The following is a 16,709-nucleotide window of genomic DNA, read 5'->3' on the forward strand; positions in this document are numbered from 1 at the left end:
TGGGTGTTCAGGGGCGGCGGGTCGCGGTGACGGTGAGCCGCCAGGCGACCTCGCCGGAGGGCGGGACGACGACCGTGTCGTCGTCGTCCGCCCCGGTGCGGTCGAAGACGCGGCCGAGCATCGGCTCGACGCCGATCGAGCGGTACGGCGCGTCCTGCGGGAAGCCGCCGAGGTTGCGCCACAGCGCGACCGCGACGGGCCGGCCGCCGGCCTCGACCGCCAGGTGCAGCGCGTCGGTGCCGTCGTGCACGGTCACCCGCGGGGTGAGGACGACGGCCCCGACGGCGGTCCCGTCGTCCGGGCCGAGCCGGTCGAGGGGGATGCCCTCGACGTGCGGCCATCGACCGGTGATCCACCCCGCGCCCTCGTCCGGGTAGAGCCGGGTCTCCGCTGCCGTGTCGATGCCGAGCCACGCGCCCGGGGAGAGTTCCAGCAGGGCGTGGGCGGCCCACACGAAGCGGTAGCCGGGCTCGGCGGTGAGCGTGTAGTCGACGACGGCGGCTCCCGCCTCCGTGCTCAGGCGCCGGGTCAGCCGGAAGTCGGGGCAGTCCACGACCTCCGCCTCCGCCTCCCGGCGCCAGGGCCGTGACCAGGCGTCCCCGTGGTCGGGCAGCCCGCGCACGGTGGGTACGCACTCCTCCAGGCCGCCGGCGTCGGCGAAGGGGTCGCCGGGCCGGACCTGGAGGCGGCGGGGCTCGTCGCGGTGCCAGAGCCATTCACGGCCGCCGGCGGTCAGCGAGGTCCACCGGCCGCCGTGGTCCAGGTCGGTGACCACGGAGACCGGGATCCGGTTCCCGGTCACCATTCGGCGAAGGAGCCGTCGGCGTGCCGCCACACCGGGTTGCGCCAGGCGTGGCCGGAACGGTCCGCGGCGCGGACCGCGTCCTCGTCCACGGCGACGCCGAGTCCCGGCAGGTCCGTGCGGCGCGCCTGACCGTCGACGAACCGGAAGGGCTCGGTGTCGACCAGGTAGGACAACAGGTCGGCGTCCTTGTTGTAGTGGATGCCCCGGCTCTGCTCCTGGATCAGGAAGTTCGGGGTGGCGAAGGCGACCTGCAGGCTCGCGGCCAGCGCGATCGGTCCGAGCGGGCAGTGCGGTGCCAGGTGCGCGCCGAACGTCTCGGCGAGCGAGGCGATCCGGGTGACCTCCGATATCCCGCCGGCGTGCGACAGGTCCGGCTGGGCCACGGCGATGCCGGCCGTCAGCACCGGGAGGAAGTCGGCCCGCCCGTAGAGCCGTTCACCGGTGGCGAGCGGCACGGACGAGGCCGCGACCAGGCCCGGGAGCAGGTGCGCCTGCTCGGGCAGGACGGGTTCCTCGACGAACAGCGGGTGCAGCGGGGCTATCTCGTGCAGCACGCGCCGCGCGTTGGCGGCGCTGAACCGTCCGTGGAAGTCCACCGCGACGTCCCGGTGCGGGCCGAGGGCCTCCCGGGCGGCGGCGACGCGCTCCACGACGGCGGCCGTCTCGGCGGGGCTGCCGAGCGGCGGGGTGCGCCCGGCGGCGTTCATCTTGACGGCCGTGAACCCCGCCTCCACCTGGGCGGTGACCTCCTCCTTGAGCCGGTCCGGCTCGTCGCCGCCGACCCAGGCGTACACCCGGACCGAGTCGCGGACGGGGCCGCCGAGCAGGGTGTGCACCGGTACCCCGAGGGCCTGGCCGGCGATGTCCCACAGGGCCTGGTCGATGCCGGCCACGGCGCTGGAGAGCACGGGCCCGCCCCGGTAGAAGCCGCCCTTGGTGAGCACCTGCCAGTGGTCCTGGATCCGCAGGGGGTCCTGGCCCACGAGGTGTTCGGCGAGCACCTCCACGGCGGCCCGCACCACCTCGGCCCGGCCCTCCACCACCGGCTCGCCCCAGCCGACGACGCCGTCGTCGGTCTCGATGCGGCAGAACAGCCAGCGGGGCGGGACGAGGAAGGTCTCGACGCGCGCGATCTTCACTGTGCCTGGCCGTCCTTCTGTTCGGTGGAGCCGTCCGCGCCCTCGGGCGCCTGCGGGCCGCTGACCTTGTCGAGGTCGCGCGTCGCCTGGTCGAGCAGGGCGCGCATGGCGTGTTCCGCGGCGTCCGGGTCCCGGTCGCGCACGGCGTCGAGGACGGCACGGTGACTGGGCACCGGGTCCTCGCTGTGCGGGGCGCTGTGCACGAGCTGGTCGCGCTGGGCCAGGCCCGACTCGATGACCATCTCCATGCGTTCCAGCAGTTCGTTGTGGGTGGCCGCGAGCAGCGCCCGGTGGAAGGCGAGGTCGGCCTCGACGGCGTGGTTCGCGCCGCCCTCCTCGCCCATGGCCGTCAGTGCCGTCTCCAGCAGCTCCAGATCCGCGTCGGTGCGGCGGGCCGCGGCCAGCCGTACGGCGGCGGGTTCGATGATGCCGCGGACCTCGCCGAGGTTGCGCAGCAGCGCCAGGTCGGCGCCGGTGTCGCTGCCCTCGGAGAACTGCCAGCGCAGCACATCGGCGTCGAGCAGGTTCCAGTCCGAGCGGGGCCGTACGAAGGTGCCGCGCTTCTGCCGGGCATCGACCATGCCCTTGGCCGCGAGGACCTTCAGCGATTCGCGCAGGGCCGTCAGACTGACGTCCAACTCGCTCTGCAGGGCCGCCATGTCGAGCGTCGCTCCCTCGGGGATCTCGCCGCTGAGCACTCGGCGGGCGAGGGTCTCCACGGTCTGGCCGTGCACTCCGCGGCGCGCGTATGGCGTCATGTGTATGCCTTTCTTGCTGGTCGGTGGGGCTGGACCGTCGTCTCGGCCGTCTCCGTCGGGGCGTACCCGTCAGGCGGAGGCTTTGACGACGCTCCAGCCACCGTCGACGAGCAGGCTCGATCCGGTGATGTACGAGGCTTCTTCGGCGGTGAGGAAGGCGACGGCGGCGGCGACCTCCTCGGGGGTGCCGAAGCGGCCGGCCGCGGTCTCGGCGACGCTCTGTTCGCGTTCGGCCTGCGGCACCCGGTCCCAGGCGGCGGTCAGGATCGGCCCGGGGATCACCGCGTTGACGCGGACCTCCGGTCCGTACTCGACGGCGAGCTGGCCGCACAGCGACAGCAGCGCGCCCTTGCTGGCCGCGTAGGCCGGGTGACCGGGGATGCCCCGGTGGGCGTGGACGGAGGAGGTGAGCACCACGGCGCCGCGCTGCTCGCGCAGGTCGGGCAGCGCCGCCTTGAAGCCCAGGAAGGCGCCGGTGAGGTTGACCGACAACTGCCGTTCCCAGGAGGCGAGGCTCGTCTCGTGCGCGGGGGCGACCTGCACCGTGTACGCGTTGCTGACCAGGACACCCACGGGCCCGAAGCCGTGGGCGGCGTCCGTGACCCGCCGCCAGTCGTCCTCGCTCGCGACGTCGGCGGCGACGAAGACGGCGCGCGCGCCGTCCTTGCGCAGCCGCGCGGCGGTCTCCTCGCCCCGGTCGGCGGCGATGTCGACGAGCACGACGGCCGCTCCCTCGGCGGCCAGGCGCGCCGCGGTGGCGGCGCCGATGCCCGAGGCGGCGCCGGTGACGACGGCGACGCGGTTGGTGAAGCGGGCCGCTGGGTTCATGGTGCTGGTCGTCTCCTGTTTCATCGCTGCTGTGCTGATTCTCGCCGTGCCGTCACTGCCGGGCCAGGACGACGAGTTCCGCGTCGTACTCCGCCGTCCACGCGAACGGCAGCCCGGAGTGGGTCAGATGGGCGCCGCTGTAGCGGGTGCCGGTGGCGGTGTCGGTGTAGACGGCGTCCGCTCGCAGACCGCGCAGGCGGAGCCGGGCGGCGCGGCCGGGCACCAGCGGCGCCCCGTCGAGGGGGCCGGTGTTCCAGGCCGTCACCACCATGCGGTCGCCGCCCGGTTCCTCGTACTGGATCCCGCACGTCTGGTCGGCGGGGCCGCCCAGCAGGTGGACCTCGCCGTGGTGGACGACGTCGCGGACCTCCTTGTAGCGGGCGATCCACCGCGCGGCCTCGGCCCGCTGTTCCGGCGTCCAGTGGCGGATGTCGGCACCGATCCCGAGCACGCCCGCCATGGAGTTGACGAAGCGGAAGGCCAGCGAGCGGGGCCGAGGGTCGAAGACGCCGGGGGCGTCGGTGACCCAGGAGCTCATGGTGTGCGGGGCGTGCGCGTGGAGGTAGCCGTACTGGATGCGCAGCCGGTCCATGGGCGCGGTGTTGTCGCTGGGCCACACCACGTCGGTGCGGGCGATGGTGGCGTGCTCGACGCGGCCGCCGCCGCCCGCGCAGCCCTCGACGGTGACGTGCGGGTGCGCGGCGCGCAGGTGGTCCAGAACGCGGAGGTAGCCGGCGACGTGCGCGGCGTCGAGGTCCTGGCGCTCGGGGTCGGCGCCCGCCAGGTGGCCGGGGCGGCCGCGCTCGGTGGGCGGACGGTTCATGTCCCACTTGAGATAGCTGATGGCGTGGGAGCCGAGCAACCGGTCCAGGGTGCCGATGACGAATTCCTGGACGTCCTCGCGGCCGAGGTCGAGCAGCAGCTGGTTGCGCACGAGCGTCGCGGGCCGGCCGTCGATCCGGTACACCCACTCGGGGTGCTCGGCGTAGAGCTTCGAGCGGGGGCTGATGCCCTCGGGTTCGACCCACAGGCCGAAGTCCAGGCCGAGGGCGCGCACGTCCTCGACGAACCGGTCGAACCCGCCGGGGAATTCGGCCGGGTCCGGGTCCCAGTCGCCGAGGCCGCCGGTGTCGTCCGGCCGCCCGGTGAACCAGCCGTCGTCGACGACGAAGAGTTCGGCGCCGAGTTCGGCGGCGACCTTGGCGAGCTCCAGCTGGTTCCCGGCGTCGACGTCGAAGCCGGTGGCCTCCCACGAGTTGTAGAGGACCTTGCGGGGCCGCTCGATGCGCTCGCCGGTCAGGTGCCGCTCGTAGCGGTGCCAGACGCGGGCCAGGCCGTCGAGCCCGTCCGGGCTGAACGCGCAGGCCAGCCGCGGCGTGACGAGGGCGGCGCCGGGGGCGAGGCGGACCGCGCCCTCGTGGGGCACCCGGCCGGCCCGGACGCGCACCGCGCCGCCGGGCTCGGCGTCGGCGGTGATCCGCCAGTTGCCGGACCACTCCAGGGCGATGCCGTAGGTGGGGGTGGCGCCCTCGGCGGGGGCGGCGGCGTCCTGGACGGCGAGCCACGGGTGGTACGCGTGCCCGGCGGAGCCCTGGGTGCTCTCCATCTCGAAGCGCCCGCGTTCCAGTGCCACCTCCTTGAGCTGGAACTCCTGGGACCACTGGCCGGCCAGGTAGGTCAGCCGTGCGCCGCCCTGGACGGGCACGTTGACGGCGGCGGAGTCGAAGCGCTCCAGCCGCACCTCGTCCTCGCCGGTGCAGGTCAGCTCCGTCCAGCGCAGGACGACGTCGGTGCCGGGCACCGTCTCGTAGCACAGCGTGGTGCGCAGCCCGAGGAGGTCGTCGGCGAAGTCCAGGCGCAGGGCCCGGTCGCCGTCCTGGGTGGCGCCGTCGAACCGCCACCAGCTCCCGCGGTCGCCGCCGGGGCGGGAGGCGACCAGGTCGGCGCCGGTGAACGGCCGCAGCCCGTACGGGATGTACTCGGCCGGGGCGGCGTCGGCGGGGGTGATGAAGTGGGTGCGGCGCGACCACTCCATGGGCGACGGGCCGTCCTCGGCGCCATGCGGCCCCCAGGCGGCGAGTTCGGCCCAGCGGCGGTCGCCGCCCAGGGTGACGGCGTAGGTGGTGGCGTCGGTGCGCAGCAGCCACCGGTCGTGCGTGGTCACTTGACGGCTCCGAGGTTGAGTCCCGCCACGAAGTGGCGCTGGAAGCGGAGGAAGACGGCCACCGTCGGGGCGGCGGCGATCACCGAACCGGCCGCGATGACGTTCCACATGGAGACGTACTGGCCCTGCAGGCCGATGAGGGACGCGGTGATGGGCATCTGGCTGTCGGTGCGCAGCACCGTGATGGCCCACAGCAGGTCGTTGAAGATCCAGGTGAACGACAGGGCGGTCAGTGCGGCCAGCGCCGGCCGGGCCAGCGGCAGGATGATCCGCCAGTAGATCTGCCAGGGGCCCGCGCCGTCGATGACGGCGGCCTGCTGGATCTCGCCGGGGATCGACCGCATGAAGCCGTGCAGCACGAAGACGTAGAAGCCGACACCGAAGCCGACCTGCACCCCGATCAGGGCGTACAGCTGGTCGTAGATGCCGAGCACTTCGCTCAGCTTGGACACGGGGATCAGCAGGATCTGCGGGGGCAGCAGATTGCCGCCGAGCATGAGCAGCAGCAGGACGCGCCGGAAGGGCAGGTCGTAGCGGCTGAGCGCGAAGGCCGCCATGGAGGCGAGGCCGAGCGAGAGCGCCACGGTGGGGATGGTGACCAGCATGCTGTTGATGAGCGCGCGCTGCTGGCCGCCGTCCACCCACGCCTGACGGAAGCTGTCGAAGGTGAAGGAGTGCGGCCAGCTTCCGACGCCGTGCGCGGCGATGTCGTCGAAGGTCCGGGTGCTGGTGACCAGGACGAGGGCGATCGGCAGCAGCCACAGCGCGGACAGCAGACCCGCGGTGAGGTGGAAGCCGGTGGTGCGCAGGGCGCGGCCGCGCAGCGCGGGCCTGCGGGGCGCCGCGGCCGGGACCTTGGCGGTCCCGCCGTCGCGGCCGGCCGGGTCCTCGACGCGCGCGGAGGCTTGGGTGGCGGTCATCAGTCGGCCTCCCGGAAGGCGCGCACGAGGTATCCCACGATGACGCCGAACGCCAGCACGAAGATGACGACGGCGAGCGCGGAGCCGTATCCCAGGCGCAGGGACTGGAACGCGGTGGAGTACATGTAGGTGCTCAGCAGTTCGGAGGAGTGGTACGGGCCGCCGCGGGTGAGCGCCCACACCACGTCGAACGAGCGCAGCGAGTCGATGACGATCACCGACAGGACGACCGCGTTGACGCTGCGCAGCTGCGGCAGCGTGATGTGCCGGAACTGCTGCCAGCGGGTGGCGCCGTCGACCTTGCCGGCCTCGTAGAGGGCGGGGTCGATGCCCTTGAGGCCGGCCAGGTACAGCACCATCACGTAGCCGACCTGGCGCCACAGCGCGGGCACGATGACCGCGTAGAAGGCGGTGTCCTGGTCGGCCAGCCAGGCGTGCTTCAAGCTGCCGAGGCCGACGCCGTCCAGCACGTTGTTGATCAGGCCGTCCGGCTGGTACATGGCCTGCCACACCAGGGCGGTGGCGACCAGCGAGAAGACCACCGGCAGGAAGAGCGCCGCCCGGTAGAACCCGATGCCGCGCCGCTCCTGCTGGAGCAGCAGCGCGGCACCGAGGCCCAGGGCGGCCGACAGCCCGCCGAAGAGCAGAAGCCACAGCACCGTGTTGATCGCGGCGGTGCGGAAGACCTCGTCGTGCAGCATCTCGCTGAAGTTGCCGAGGCCCACGAACTTCGGGGCTCCCAGACCGTCCCACGACGTCAGGGAGAGGTAGAAGCCCTGGAGGGCCGGCCAGAAGACCCAGAAGGCCTCGGCGAGCAGCGGGATGAGGACGAAGGCCAGGACCACCGGGGGCACCCGAGTGGCCCTGGACCGTCGTGTGGAGCCGATCAGCGCCATCGTCACTGGCTCCAGATCTTCTGTGCGCTGCGCTGCCACGTGGTGAGGATGGAGCCGATCTCCTTGGGCTTGGCCAGGTAGTGCACCAGCGCCGTGTCGGCGGTCGGCTGGAGCGCGTCGCTGGAGTCCCGGTTGAAGAACTGCGTCACGTCGGCGGCGCTCTCGATGAGCTTGCGGCCCTTGACCACCAGCGGGGTGCCGGCGTCCTTGGCGTCCGGGTGGGTGGGCAGCGCGGTGCCGGAGGAGTTCTTGAGGTAGAGCTCCTGCGCCTCGGCGGTCGCCAGGTAGCTCAGCAGCTCCTTGACACCGTCGGTGTGCTTGCTGCGGGCGCTGGCGAAGTAGCCGTCGGTGGGCGCCTCCTCGGCGACCGGCACCTTGGGGTCGATGATGGGGAACTGGAAGAAGTCGATGTCGCCCAGGGCGTCCTTCGGCGCGGCGTCGGCGAAGAAGGTGCCGATGAGCATCATGCCGGTACGGCCCTGGAGGAGGGCGGTGGTGGCGTCCTGGAACGGTATCGCCGTGCCGTTGGGGTCGAAGAACGGCCGGGCCTGGTCCCACGTGTCGAAGACCTTGCGGACCTCGGGGTCGTCGAAGCGGTGCTGGCCCGCAAGCAGTTCGCGGTGGTACGTGGCACCGTTGACGCGGATGTTGAGGTAGTCGAACCAGGCCGAGGCGACCCACGGGGTGTCGCCGCCGGCGCCGAGGCCGATCGGGGCGACGCCCTTGCTCTTGAGTTTGTCGCACAGGTCGAGGAACTCGTCCCAGTTCTTCGGCTCCTGGACGCCCCACTTGGCGAAGTTGGACTTCCGGTAGAACATGCCCCACCAGTAGTAGCTGGTGGGCACGAAGACCTTCTTGCCGCTGGAGGCCGAGGTGCACAGCTTCTTCAGGGCGTCGGTGTAGCCGGACAGCTCGGGCTTGCCCCAGATGTCGTCCAGGTCGAGGAGCAGGTCCTTCTTGGCGTACGACTCGGCGACGGAGCCCGGGTACCAGGTGTAGATGTCCGGCGGGGTGGCCGAGGTGAGGTACGTCGGCAGCTGCGTGCGGAAGGTCTCCGACGCGACGGTGTTGAGCTCCGCCTCGGCGCCGCCGCGCTTGTTGAAGGCGGCCACGAGCTGCTGCATCGAGGTCTTCGCCTGCGGGGAGGAGAGGTTGGACTGCAGGGTCACCGGGCCGCCGGACTTTCCTCCGGAGGCGGACGGGCTCTGGGTGACGCAGCTGCTGAGCAGCGCGCCGGCGCCGACGGCGCCGGACACGGCGAGGAACCGGCGGCGGCTGGCGTTGAAGGCGGTCATCTGTGAACTCCCTTAGTGCCCACGGAACGGAGCTGAGGCCCCCTGACGGCCCGGCTCTGGGTGCGGCAGGCACAGCCTGTCGCAGGGGTCAGCGTCCCGTCAAGATTAATTAGTAATTTATTTTCGAGAGGGATGTGCCCTCGGCCGAACAAGGCCCGGGGGCACCCCTGTTGGCGCCGGATGGCATCGGTTGACGCAGGTGGAGCGGGATGGAACGGGGTGGAGCGATGCGCTGCCAGACGCAGCGGACGGGTCGCGCACAGGGCTCGGAGCGCGGCCTGACGGACGCGGCCGTCCACCCCACGGAGGGCGACGTGCCGGGCGCCGGTGCCACGGCGGAAACTGTGGCCGGGCCCCCGAAGCCTGTCAATATTAATTGCTAATTAACTTAAAAACGCGATCTTCCGGTGACCTGGACGGCGTCGCGGCACCGGCTTCCGTAGGATGCGGCGATGCCCCACCCCCGCCTGGTCGCCACCGATCTCGACGGCACGCTCCTGCGGAACGACGGCACGCTTTCCGCCCGCACGCTGGACGCCCTGCGCGCCACGGCCGGCGCGGGCGCGGAGGTCGTCCTCGTGACCGCCCGGCCGCCCCGCTACCTCGACGCGCTCGCCGCCGCCACCGGCCTCACCGGGACCGCGGTGTGCGCCAACGGCGCGATCGTGTACGACATCGGCAGCCGCACGGTCACGAGGTCCACCCCGCTCCCCGTCCCCGTCGCACGTCGGGTGGCCGCCGCCCTGCGGGACGCGGCGCCCGGCGTCGGCTTCGCCCTCGAGACGGGCCACCGGCTGCACTGGGCCCCGGGGTACGGGCACCACCTGCCCGAGGACTCCGGCGCCGAGGTCCCCGTGCCCTCGCTCGCGCAACTGTGGGCGAGCCCGGGCCCGGTCGTGAAGCTGCTCGTCTGGTCGCCCGCGCTCGACGCGGACGCCCTGCTCGCCGTGGCCGAGCACGCGGCGGGCGGCCGGGCCCAGTTCACCCACTCCGGCGGCCACGGGCTGCTGGAGGTCAGCACCCGGGGCGTCACCAAGGCGGCCGCCCTCGCGGCCCTGTGCGCCTCCCGCGGCATCGCCGCCGAGGAGGTCATCGCCTTCGGCGACATGCCCAACGACCTGCCGGTCCTGAGCTGGGCGGGCACGTGCTGCGCCGTCGCCAACGCGCACCCGGCCGTGCTCGCCTCGGTCGCCCACCGCACGGCCTCCAACGAGGACGACGGCGTGGCCCGCGTCCTGGAGCGGCTCTACGGGACACGCGCACGGGAACGCTGACGGGACGCTGACGCACCGAAGGGCGGCGCCCGGTGGGACCGACCGGGCGCCGCCCCGAGGACGGTGGACGGGTCGCGTCAGCAGCCGTGGTCGATCAGGTCGAAGGTCACGTAGTGGTCGCCGGTGTAGTAGTCCTCGTCGGCTCCCTGGCCGGTGATGATCCGCCGGGCGCCCCGGGTCGAGGAGCCGGGCGTCTTGACCGTGTACTCGTGGTAGTAGCCGTTCGCGTGGGCGGGCAGCACACCCTCGCGGTTCTGGAAGACCGTCCCGTCCTGGGGGTACGGGAACGGGCCGCCCTGGTCGATCAGCCGGAGCGTGGTGTAGGCCTGGGACGGCAGGTCGGAGTAGCAGATGTCACCGACCGACGCGGCCCGGACGACAGCCGCGGCCGCGGCGCCGGCGGGCGCCGGTACGGCGGTCGCGACGGCCGGGCCGCCGACGAGAAGGGCCGAGGCGAGGGCGCCCAGGGCGCCGAGGCGAAGGATCCGTGGGGGGATTCTCATGGCTCCAGGATGACGCGCGTAGAGCCTGTCATGTAAACGACAATCACGGGATGTTCCCCGGGAGTTCACACCTTCCGGTCACCCCACCGGACGGCGCCGCGCCCCGACGCGACCGTGGACGTGGGAGCCGCGGGCAATGTCCGAGGCCGAATCCGGAAAGCCGGTGGCAGCCTGCGGACGAATGGGCACCGGCGCATCCGTCGCTCGAACTTCTCGGCCGGAGGGGAATTTCCTCCGCCGTCCCCTTGCGATCGGCCTCGGGGGTGACTCCGCGAGAGGGTCGGGTGAGGCGCTGACCTGCGCCGCGGCCGCGCCCCAACTCCCCCACGGGGCGGGCCCCGGAGTTGACGGAGGAGGCCGAACACGCGATGGCGGAGCACTTTCCCGCAAAGGGCCGAATTCGGGGACCGGCTCCCCAGGGAATGCGGTGAATCAGGACCCCGCGGCGCCGTCGGCGTCGCCCGCGCCCTCGGCCGCGTCGCGCAGGGCGTCGAGGACCGGGCGGAGCAGGGGGTGGTCCTCGGCGCCGCGGCGGACGGCGGCGAAGACGCGGCGGGTGGCGACGACGTCGTCGACGGCGCGGACGGCGACGCCGGACAGGTCCATGTCGCGCAGGGCGCTGCGCGGGACGAGGGCCACGCCCGCGCCCGCGGCGGCGAGGGCGACCACGGCGCGGAAGTCGTCGGAGGAGTGCTCCAGGCGGGGCTGGAAACCGGCGTACTCGCAGGCGAGGACGACCACGTCGTGGCAGGGGTTGCCCGGGTAGGGGCCGATCCAGGTCTCGTCGGCGAGTCCCGCGACGCGCACGGTGCCGGTCCCGGCGTCGGCGAGGGGGTGGCCGGCCGGGAGGACCGCGTCGAAGGGCTCTGCGTACAGGGGGACGCGGGAGAGCCGCTGGTCGTCGGCTCGGGGGGCGCCGCGGTACTCGACGGCGACGGCGATGTCGGCGCGGCCGTCGAGCACCATGGGCAGCGACTCGTCGCCCTCGGCGTCCCGGACGCGGATGTGGATGCCCGGGGCGGTGCCGCCGAGCGCGGCGATGGCCGGGGCGAGCACGAGCGCGATGCCGGTCGCGAAGGAGGCCACGGTCACCTGGCCGGCGGCGCCGGAGGTGTAGGCGGCCAGCTCGGCCTCGGCGCGTTCGAGCTGGGCGAGGACCGTGTTGGCGTGGGCGAGCAGGATCTCGCCGACGGGGGTGAGCTGGACGCCGCGGCCGCCGCGTTCCAGCAGCCGGTGGCCGGTCTCGTTCTCCAGGGCGGCGAGCTGCTGGGAGACCGCGGAGGGGGTCAGGTACAGCGCGGCGGCCGCGGCGGTCACCGTACGGTGGTCCGCCACGGCCCGCAGGGTCCGCAGCCGTCGTGCGTCAATCACCCATTCATCCTGCCAGGGCCGCGCGCGCGGCGATGAATGCGTCCACCGCCTTGTCGACGTCCGCGGTGGAGTGGGCGGCCGACAGCTGGACCCGGATGCGGGCCTTGCCGTGCGGCACGACGGGGTACGAGAAGCCGATGACGTAGACGCCGCGCTCCAGCAGCAGCTCCGCCATGCGGCCCGCCTCCGAGGCGTCGCCGATCATGACCGGGGCGATGGGGTGCTCGCCGGGCAGGATCTCGAAGCCGGCCTCGGTCATCCGGGAGCGGAAGAGGGCGGTGTTCTCCGCGAGGCGGGTGCGCAGGTCCTCGGAGTCCTCGATCAGGTCCAGGACCTTGAGGGAGGCCGCGGCGATGACCGGCGCGAGGGAGTTGGAGAACAGGTACGGGCGCGAGCGCTGGCGCAGCAGCGCGACGATCTCCGCGCGGGCCGCGACGTAGCCGCCGGAGGCGCCGCCGAGGGCCTTGCCGAGGGTGCCGGTGATGATGTCGACCCGGTCCATCACCCCGTGCAGGGCGTGGGTGCCGCGGCCGCCGGGGCCGGTGAAGCCGACGGCGTGGGAGTCGTCGACCATGACCATCGCGTCGTAGCGGTCGGCGAGGTCGCAGATCTCGTCCAGCGGCGCGATGTAGCCGTCCATCGAGAAGACGCCGTCGGTGACGATGAGGCGGCGGCGGGCGTCGGACGCCTCCTTGAGGCGGGCCTCCAGCTCGGCCATGTCGCGGTTGGCGTAGCGCAGGCGGCGGGCCTTGGACAGCCGGATGCCGTCGATGATGCTGGCGTGGTTGAGCGCGTCGGAGATGACGGCGTCGTTCTCGTCGAGGAGGGTCTCGAAGACGCCGCCGTTGGCGTCGAAGCAGGAGCTGTAGAGGACCGTGTCCTCGGTGCCGAGGAAGGCGGACAGCCGGGCCTCGAGCTCCTTGTGGACCTCCTGGGTGCCGCAGATGAAGCGGACGGACGCCATGCCGTAGCCCCAACGGTCCAGGGCCTCCTTGGCGGCGGCGGTGACCTCGGGGTGGTCGGCGAGGCCGAGATAGTTGTTGGCGCAGAAGTTGAGGACGTCGCCGGGGACGCCGCCGGCGGTGACGGAGACGGAGGCGCTCTGCGGGGTGCCGATCACGCGCTCGGGCTTGAAGAGCCCGGCCTCGCGGATCTCGTCGAGGGTGCCGCGCAGGTCGTCGCGGACGGAGTCGAACATCGGGGTTCTCCCTGGGAAGCTGCGGGTGGTGCGGTGGGCCGTGCCTCGGGGGCCGGGAGGGGTCAGGCGGTCCAGTCGAGGACGACCTTGCCGCAGCGGCCGCTCGCGGCGTCGTCGAAGGCGGCGTCGAAGTCGCGGTAGGAGTAGCGGCCGGTGACCACGGGGGCGATGTCGAGACCGCCCTCCAGCAGCACGGACATGGCGTACCAGGTCTCGAACATCTCGCGGCCGTAGATGCCCTTGATGGTGAGCATCGACGTGACGATCTTGGCGAAGTCCACGGAGAAGTCCTCCGCGGGCAGGCCGAGCATCGCGATGCGGCCGCCGTTCGTCATGTTGGCGATCATGTCGCGCATGGCCTCGGGGCGGCCGGACATCTCCAGGCCGACGTCGAAGCCCTCGCGCAGGCCGAGCTCGCGCTGGCCGTCGGCGATGGTGGTCTCGGCGACGTTGAGGGCGAGGCTGACGCCGACCTTGCGGGCGAGCTCCAGGCGGTACTCGCTGACGTCGGTGATGACCACGTTGCGCGCGCCGGCGTGCTTGGCGACGGCGGCGGCCATGATGCCGATCGGGCCGGCACCGGTGATCAGCACGTCCTCGCCGACCAGGGGGAAGGACAGCGCGGTGTGGACGGCGTTGCCGAAGGGGTCGAAGATCGCGGCGATGTCGAGGTCGACGGGCACCCGGTGCACCCACACGTTGGAGGCTGGCAGCGCGACGTACTCGGCGAAGGCGCCGTCACGGCCGACTCCGAGGCCGATCGTGTTGCGGCACAGGTGGCGGCGGCCGGCCAGGCAGTTGCGGCACTTGCCGCAGACGAGGTGGCCCTCGCCGCTGACGCGGTCACCGGGCTTGATCTCGTCGACGTCCGAGCCCACGGCGGCGACCTCGCCGACGAACTCGTGGCCGAGCACCAGGGGGGTGCCCACGGCCTGCTGGGCCCAGCCGTCCCAGGCACGGATGTGCAGGTCGGTGCCGCAGATGCCGGTCCGCAGCACCTTGATGAGGACGTCCCCGGGACCGATCTCCGGCTCCGGGACGTCCCGCAGCCACAGGCCGGGCTCGGCCTTCTCCTTCACCAGTGCCTTCACTCTTGCGACTCCTGCCGGCAGACGATGTGGCCCGGCCCGCGCGGGGGGACGCGGACCGGGCACGAGGGAGCCCGGGCGGAGCGGTGGCGCCCGTCGGCGCCGGCTCGCGCGATGCGCCGGGCACACAGCAATCTGCCCGGCTTCGAGCGTTCAGTCCATCGATCTTTTCTTAAGCTCGGCAACAGCGCAGCTTCACGCTCGGCCGGAAGGGTGGCGCGGGCCGCTCCGGCCCGGCGTCGCCGCGGCTCAGCGCGGGGCGAGCGCGGCCAGCTGCGCGGTGATGGTGTCGGTGTCCTGGAAGGTCAGCCCGATGCGAGCGACGTGCTTCCAGCGCACGATGCCCTCCGCGTCCACGATGAAGACCGAGCGCTTCAGGCCGAGGCCGGGCATGGTGATGCCGTAGGCCTTCGCCACCGTGCGCTCGGTGTCGGCGAGCAGCGGGAAGCGCAGGTCGCGCTTGCGGGCGAAGTGCTCGTGGCTGTCGAGGTCGCTGAAGTTGACGCCCCACACCGTCGCCCCGAGGTCGCGGAAGCGGTCCAGGTCGGAGGTGTAGGAGCAGAGCTGCTTGGTGCACACCGCCGAGTCGTCCCCAGGGTAGAAGGCGAGCACGACGGGGGCGCCGCGGTGCGCGGACAGGGAGTACTCGCCGCGCTCGGCGTCGCCCGATCCGGTGAGCAGGACTCCCGGGAGGGTGAAGTCGGGGGCGGGGGCGCCGGTCTCGGGCACGGGCATGGCGGGGTCCTCTCACAGGGGGCGGGCTCAGGTCGTCGAGGAGTGACGATACAGAACGTTCTTTCCTGCGGGGACGCTACGCGGTGCCGTCCGCTACCGTCAAGGACATGAGTGCCCCTCCCGCCGTTCCCCTGGTCACGTACGCCGCCGCTGACGCGCCGCCGCGTGACCGCATCCTGGCCACCGCGGCCCGGCTGTTCTACGCCGAGGGGATCCACGCGGTGGGCATGGACCGGATCGTCACGGAGGCGTCCACCACCAGGGCGACGCTCTACCGGCACTTCCTGGGAAAGGAGCAGCTCGTCCTGAGCTACATCCAGGCCACCGACGAGCAGATCCGTACCTTCACCGAGGCCGCGCTGGAGGGCCTGGCCGCACGGGAGGCCCTGGCGGGGGTCGCCGGAGCGCTCGGCGACCAGCTCTGCTCACCGGGCTTCCGCGGCTGCCCCTTCCTCAACGCGGCCGCGGAGTACCCGGACCCGGCCGACCCCGTCTCGCGCGCGATCGTGGCCCACCGGGACTGGCTGCGGGAGCTGGTCGCCCGGCTGCTCGCGGAGGCGGGCGCCCCCGAGCCCGCCGAGGACGCGGCGACGCTGATGATGCTGCGCGACGGCGCCGTGATGACCGCCGCGCTCGGTGACGCGGATGCGGTGCGGGCCTCGCTGGACCGGGCGGTGCGGCGCGTGCTGGAGGCCGCCGGGGTGGCGTGAGGGGGCCTGCCACGCCCTCAGGCACCCGACGCTCGGCCCGCGCCCCGGCCTGCGTCCCGCCGCTGCCGCGCGCACGCCTCGCACGTGAGCCCGCGGGACGGCGTCAGCCGGCGTGGGTGGAGAAGAGGCCGCCTGTGGGGCCCTGCTTGTCGCCGCCCTGGGCCTTCTTGAGCGCGTTGGCCAGGCCCTCGATGGTCATGGACTGCAGGATGACGCGCCCGTTGCCCTCCAGGGTCGCCAGCGACAGCCCCTCGCCGCCGAAGACGGCGTTCATGATCCCCTGCCGGTTGAGCCCGCCGATGCGCTGCACGCCGTAGCGGACCCCGTCCTCGAAGGCGACGATGCAGCCGGTGTCGACCTCGATGCGGCCGCCGAAGTCGGCGGGGTTGAGGTCGATGAAGTTGCCTGCGCCCGCGATGATCACCGTGCCGCGGCCGGTGAACTTCTCCAGGACGAAGCCCTCGCCGCCGCTGGTGCCGGTGCGGCCGCCCTGGAAGGCGATGCCGAAGTCGACGGTCGATTCGGCGGCCACGAAGGCGTCCTTCTCCGCGTACCAGGCGCGCGACCCGTCCAGTTCCAGGGCGCGCATCTCCCCGGGCAGGACGCCCGCGAAGCCGACGGTGCCCTCGGCGCCGCTCGCGGTGAAGTACTGGAAGGCGATGCTCTCGCCCGCCAGCATCCGCTGGCCGACCTGCATCGCCGTGCCCATCGCCTGGCGGAGCATGCCGCCCATGCCGCCGCCCGCCGCGCCGCCCTGGGCCTCGCGCTGGGCGCCGGGACCGGCCAGGCGGGTGTCCATGCTCACGTTCGCGGTCTTGAACAGGAACTTCCCCGCCTCGCAGTAGACGGTCTGGCCGGGCTGGAGGGTGCACACGGCCATCTGCATGGCGTTGCCGACGATCTGCTGCTTCAGGGTCACTGCGGTGCTCCGGGTGGTCTCGGGACGTCCTCGTTCAGACGGATGTACCCGACAACGAACGACCCGGACGATTCGGTTCCGCTTGCTCCTCCGGGCGTGCGGCGGG

General features: G+C 72.8%; 16 protein-coding genes. 2 read left to right on the plus strand and 14 right to left on the minus strand.

Going from position 1 to position 16,709, the window contains the following annotated elements; translation table 11 throughout:
- Positions 1-7 precede the first annotated feature (7 nt).
- The 8 genes from PV341_RS06960 to PV341_RS06995 form a co-directional block, all read right to left on the minus strand.
- Positions 8-805, minus strand: a complete 798-nt coding sequence (locus PV341_RS06960; RefSeq protein WP_500357032.1) for a hypothetical protein — start codon at positions 803-805, stop codon at positions 8-10.
- A complete protein-coding gene (gene dgoD, locus PV341_RS06965) occupies positions 799-1,944 on the minus strand; it encodes a galactonate dehydratase (RefSeq protein WP_500321635.1) in 1,146 nt (381 codons plus the stop codon). The genes PV341_RS06960 and dgoD overlap by 7 nt, the downstream gene beginning before the upstream one ends.
- Positions 1,941-2,702 carry a FadR/GntR family transcriptional regulator gene (locus tag PV341_RS06970; RefSeq protein ID WP_500321636.1) on the minus strand — a complete coding sequence of 254 codons (762 nt, stop codon included), beginning with the start codon at positions 2,700-2,702 and terminating at the stop codon, positions 1,941-1,943. The genes dgoD and PV341_RS06970 overlap by 4 nt, the downstream gene beginning before the upstream one ends.
- 69 nt (positions 2,703-2,771) lie before the next feature.
- Entirely contained in the window at positions 2,772-3,530 is a 759-nt protein-coding gene (locus PV341_RS06975; RefSeq protein ID WP_500321988.1) for an SDR family NAD(P)-dependent oxidoreductase, read from the minus strand.
- Between the two features lie 52 nt (positions 3,531-3,582).
- Positions 3,583-5,694, minus strand: a complete 2,112-nt coding sequence (locus PV341_RS06980; RefSeq protein WP_500321637.1) for an alpha-galactosidase — start codon at positions 5,692-5,694, stop codon at positions 3,583-3,585.
- Positions 5,691-6,614, minus strand: a complete 924-nt coding sequence (locus PV341_RS06985; protein ID WP_500321638.1) for a carbohydrate ABC transporter permease — start codon at positions 6,612-6,614, stop codon at positions 5,691-5,693. Before PV341_RS06985 ends, PV341_RS06980 begins: the two co-directional genes overlap by 4 nt.
- Positions 6,614-7,510: a carbohydrate ABC transporter permease gene (locus PV341_RS06990; RefSeq protein ID WP_500321989.1), complete on the minus strand. Its 897-nt coding sequence runs from the start codon at positions 7,508-7,510 to the stop codon at positions 6,614-6,616. Before PV341_RS06990 ends, PV341_RS06985 begins: the two co-directional genes overlap by 1 nt.
- A gap of 2 nt (positions 7,511-7,512) precedes the next feature.
- A complete protein-coding gene (locus PV341_RS06995; protein WP_500321639.1) occupies positions 7,513-8,805 on the minus strand; it encodes an ABC transporter substrate-binding protein in 1,293 nt (430 codons plus the stop codon).
- A 452-nt stretch (positions 8,806-9,257) separates the two neighbouring features.
- Between PV341_RS06995 and PV341_RS07000 the strand changes: the two genes are divergently transcribed.
- The gene (locus tag PV341_RS07000; protein WP_500321640.1) at positions 9,258-10,079 is read left to right on the plus strand and encodes an HAD family hydrolase; all 822 of its coding nucleotides are present in this window, start codon (positions 9,258-9,260) and stop codon (positions 10,077-10,079) included.
- A 77-nt stretch (positions 10,080-10,156) separates the two neighbouring features.
- Here PV341_RS07000 and PV341_RS07005 read toward each other — a convergent pair whose 3' ends face one another.
- The 5 genes from PV341_RS07005 to PV341_RS07025 all read right to left on the minus strand — a co-directional run bounded on the left by PV341_RS07005 (position 10,157) and on the right by PV341_RS07025 (position 14,974).
- Positions 10,157-10,582, minus strand: coding sequence for a guanyl-specific ribonuclease (locus tag PV341_RS07005; RefSeq protein ID WP_500321641.1), 426 nt, complete (start codon positions 10,580-10,582; stop codon positions 10,157-10,159).
- A gap of 432 nt (positions 10,583-11,014) precedes the next feature.
- Entirely contained in the window at positions 11,015-11,953 is a 939-nt protein-coding gene (locus tag PV341_RS07010) for a LysR family transcriptional regulator (protein ID WP_500321642.1), read from the minus strand.
- 4 nt (positions 11,954-11,957) lie between these two features.
- On the minus strand, positions 11,958-13,151 hold the full coding sequence (locus tag PV341_RS07015; RefSeq protein WP_500321643.1) for a glycine C-acetyltransferase: 1,194 nt from the start codon (positions 13,149-13,151) through the stop codon (positions 11,958-11,960).
- Positions 13,152-13,213: 62 nt separating this feature from the next.
- Entirely contained in the window at positions 13,214-14,242 is a 1,029-nt protein-coding gene (gene tdh / locus PV341_RS07020; RefSeq protein ID WP_500321644.1) for an L-threonine 3-dehydrogenase, read from the minus strand.
- A 246-nt stretch (positions 14,243-14,488) separates the two neighbouring features.
- Complete coding sequence (locus PV341_RS07025; RefSeq protein WP_500321645.1) at positions 14,489-14,974, minus strand: peroxiredoxin; 486 nt, start codon at positions 14,972-14,974, stop codon at positions 14,489-14,491.
- Between the two features lie 107 nt (positions 14,975-15,081).
- On the opposite strand from PV341_RS07025, the gene PV341_RS07030 reads away from it, so the two are divergent.
- Positions 15,082-15,684, plus strand: a complete 603-nt coding sequence (locus tag PV341_RS07030) for a TetR/AcrR family transcriptional regulator (RefSeq protein WP_500321646.1) — start codon at positions 15,082-15,084, stop codon at positions 15,682-15,684.
- A gap of 103 nt (positions 15,685-15,787) precedes the next feature.
- On the opposite strand, the gene PV341_RS07035 is transcribed toward PV341_RS07030, so the two are convergent.
- On the minus strand, positions 15,788-16,603 hold the full coding sequence (locus PV341_RS07035; RefSeq protein WP_500357033.1) for an AIM24 family protein: 816 nt from the start codon (positions 16,601-16,603) through the stop codon (positions 15,788-15,790).
- Positions 16,604-16,709: the final 106 nt, after the last annotated feature.

Source organism: Streptomyces sp. PA03-1a (assembly GCF_033792805.1).
GTDB lineage: Bacteria > Actinomycetota > Actinomycetes > Streptomycetales > Streptomycetaceae > Actinacidiphila.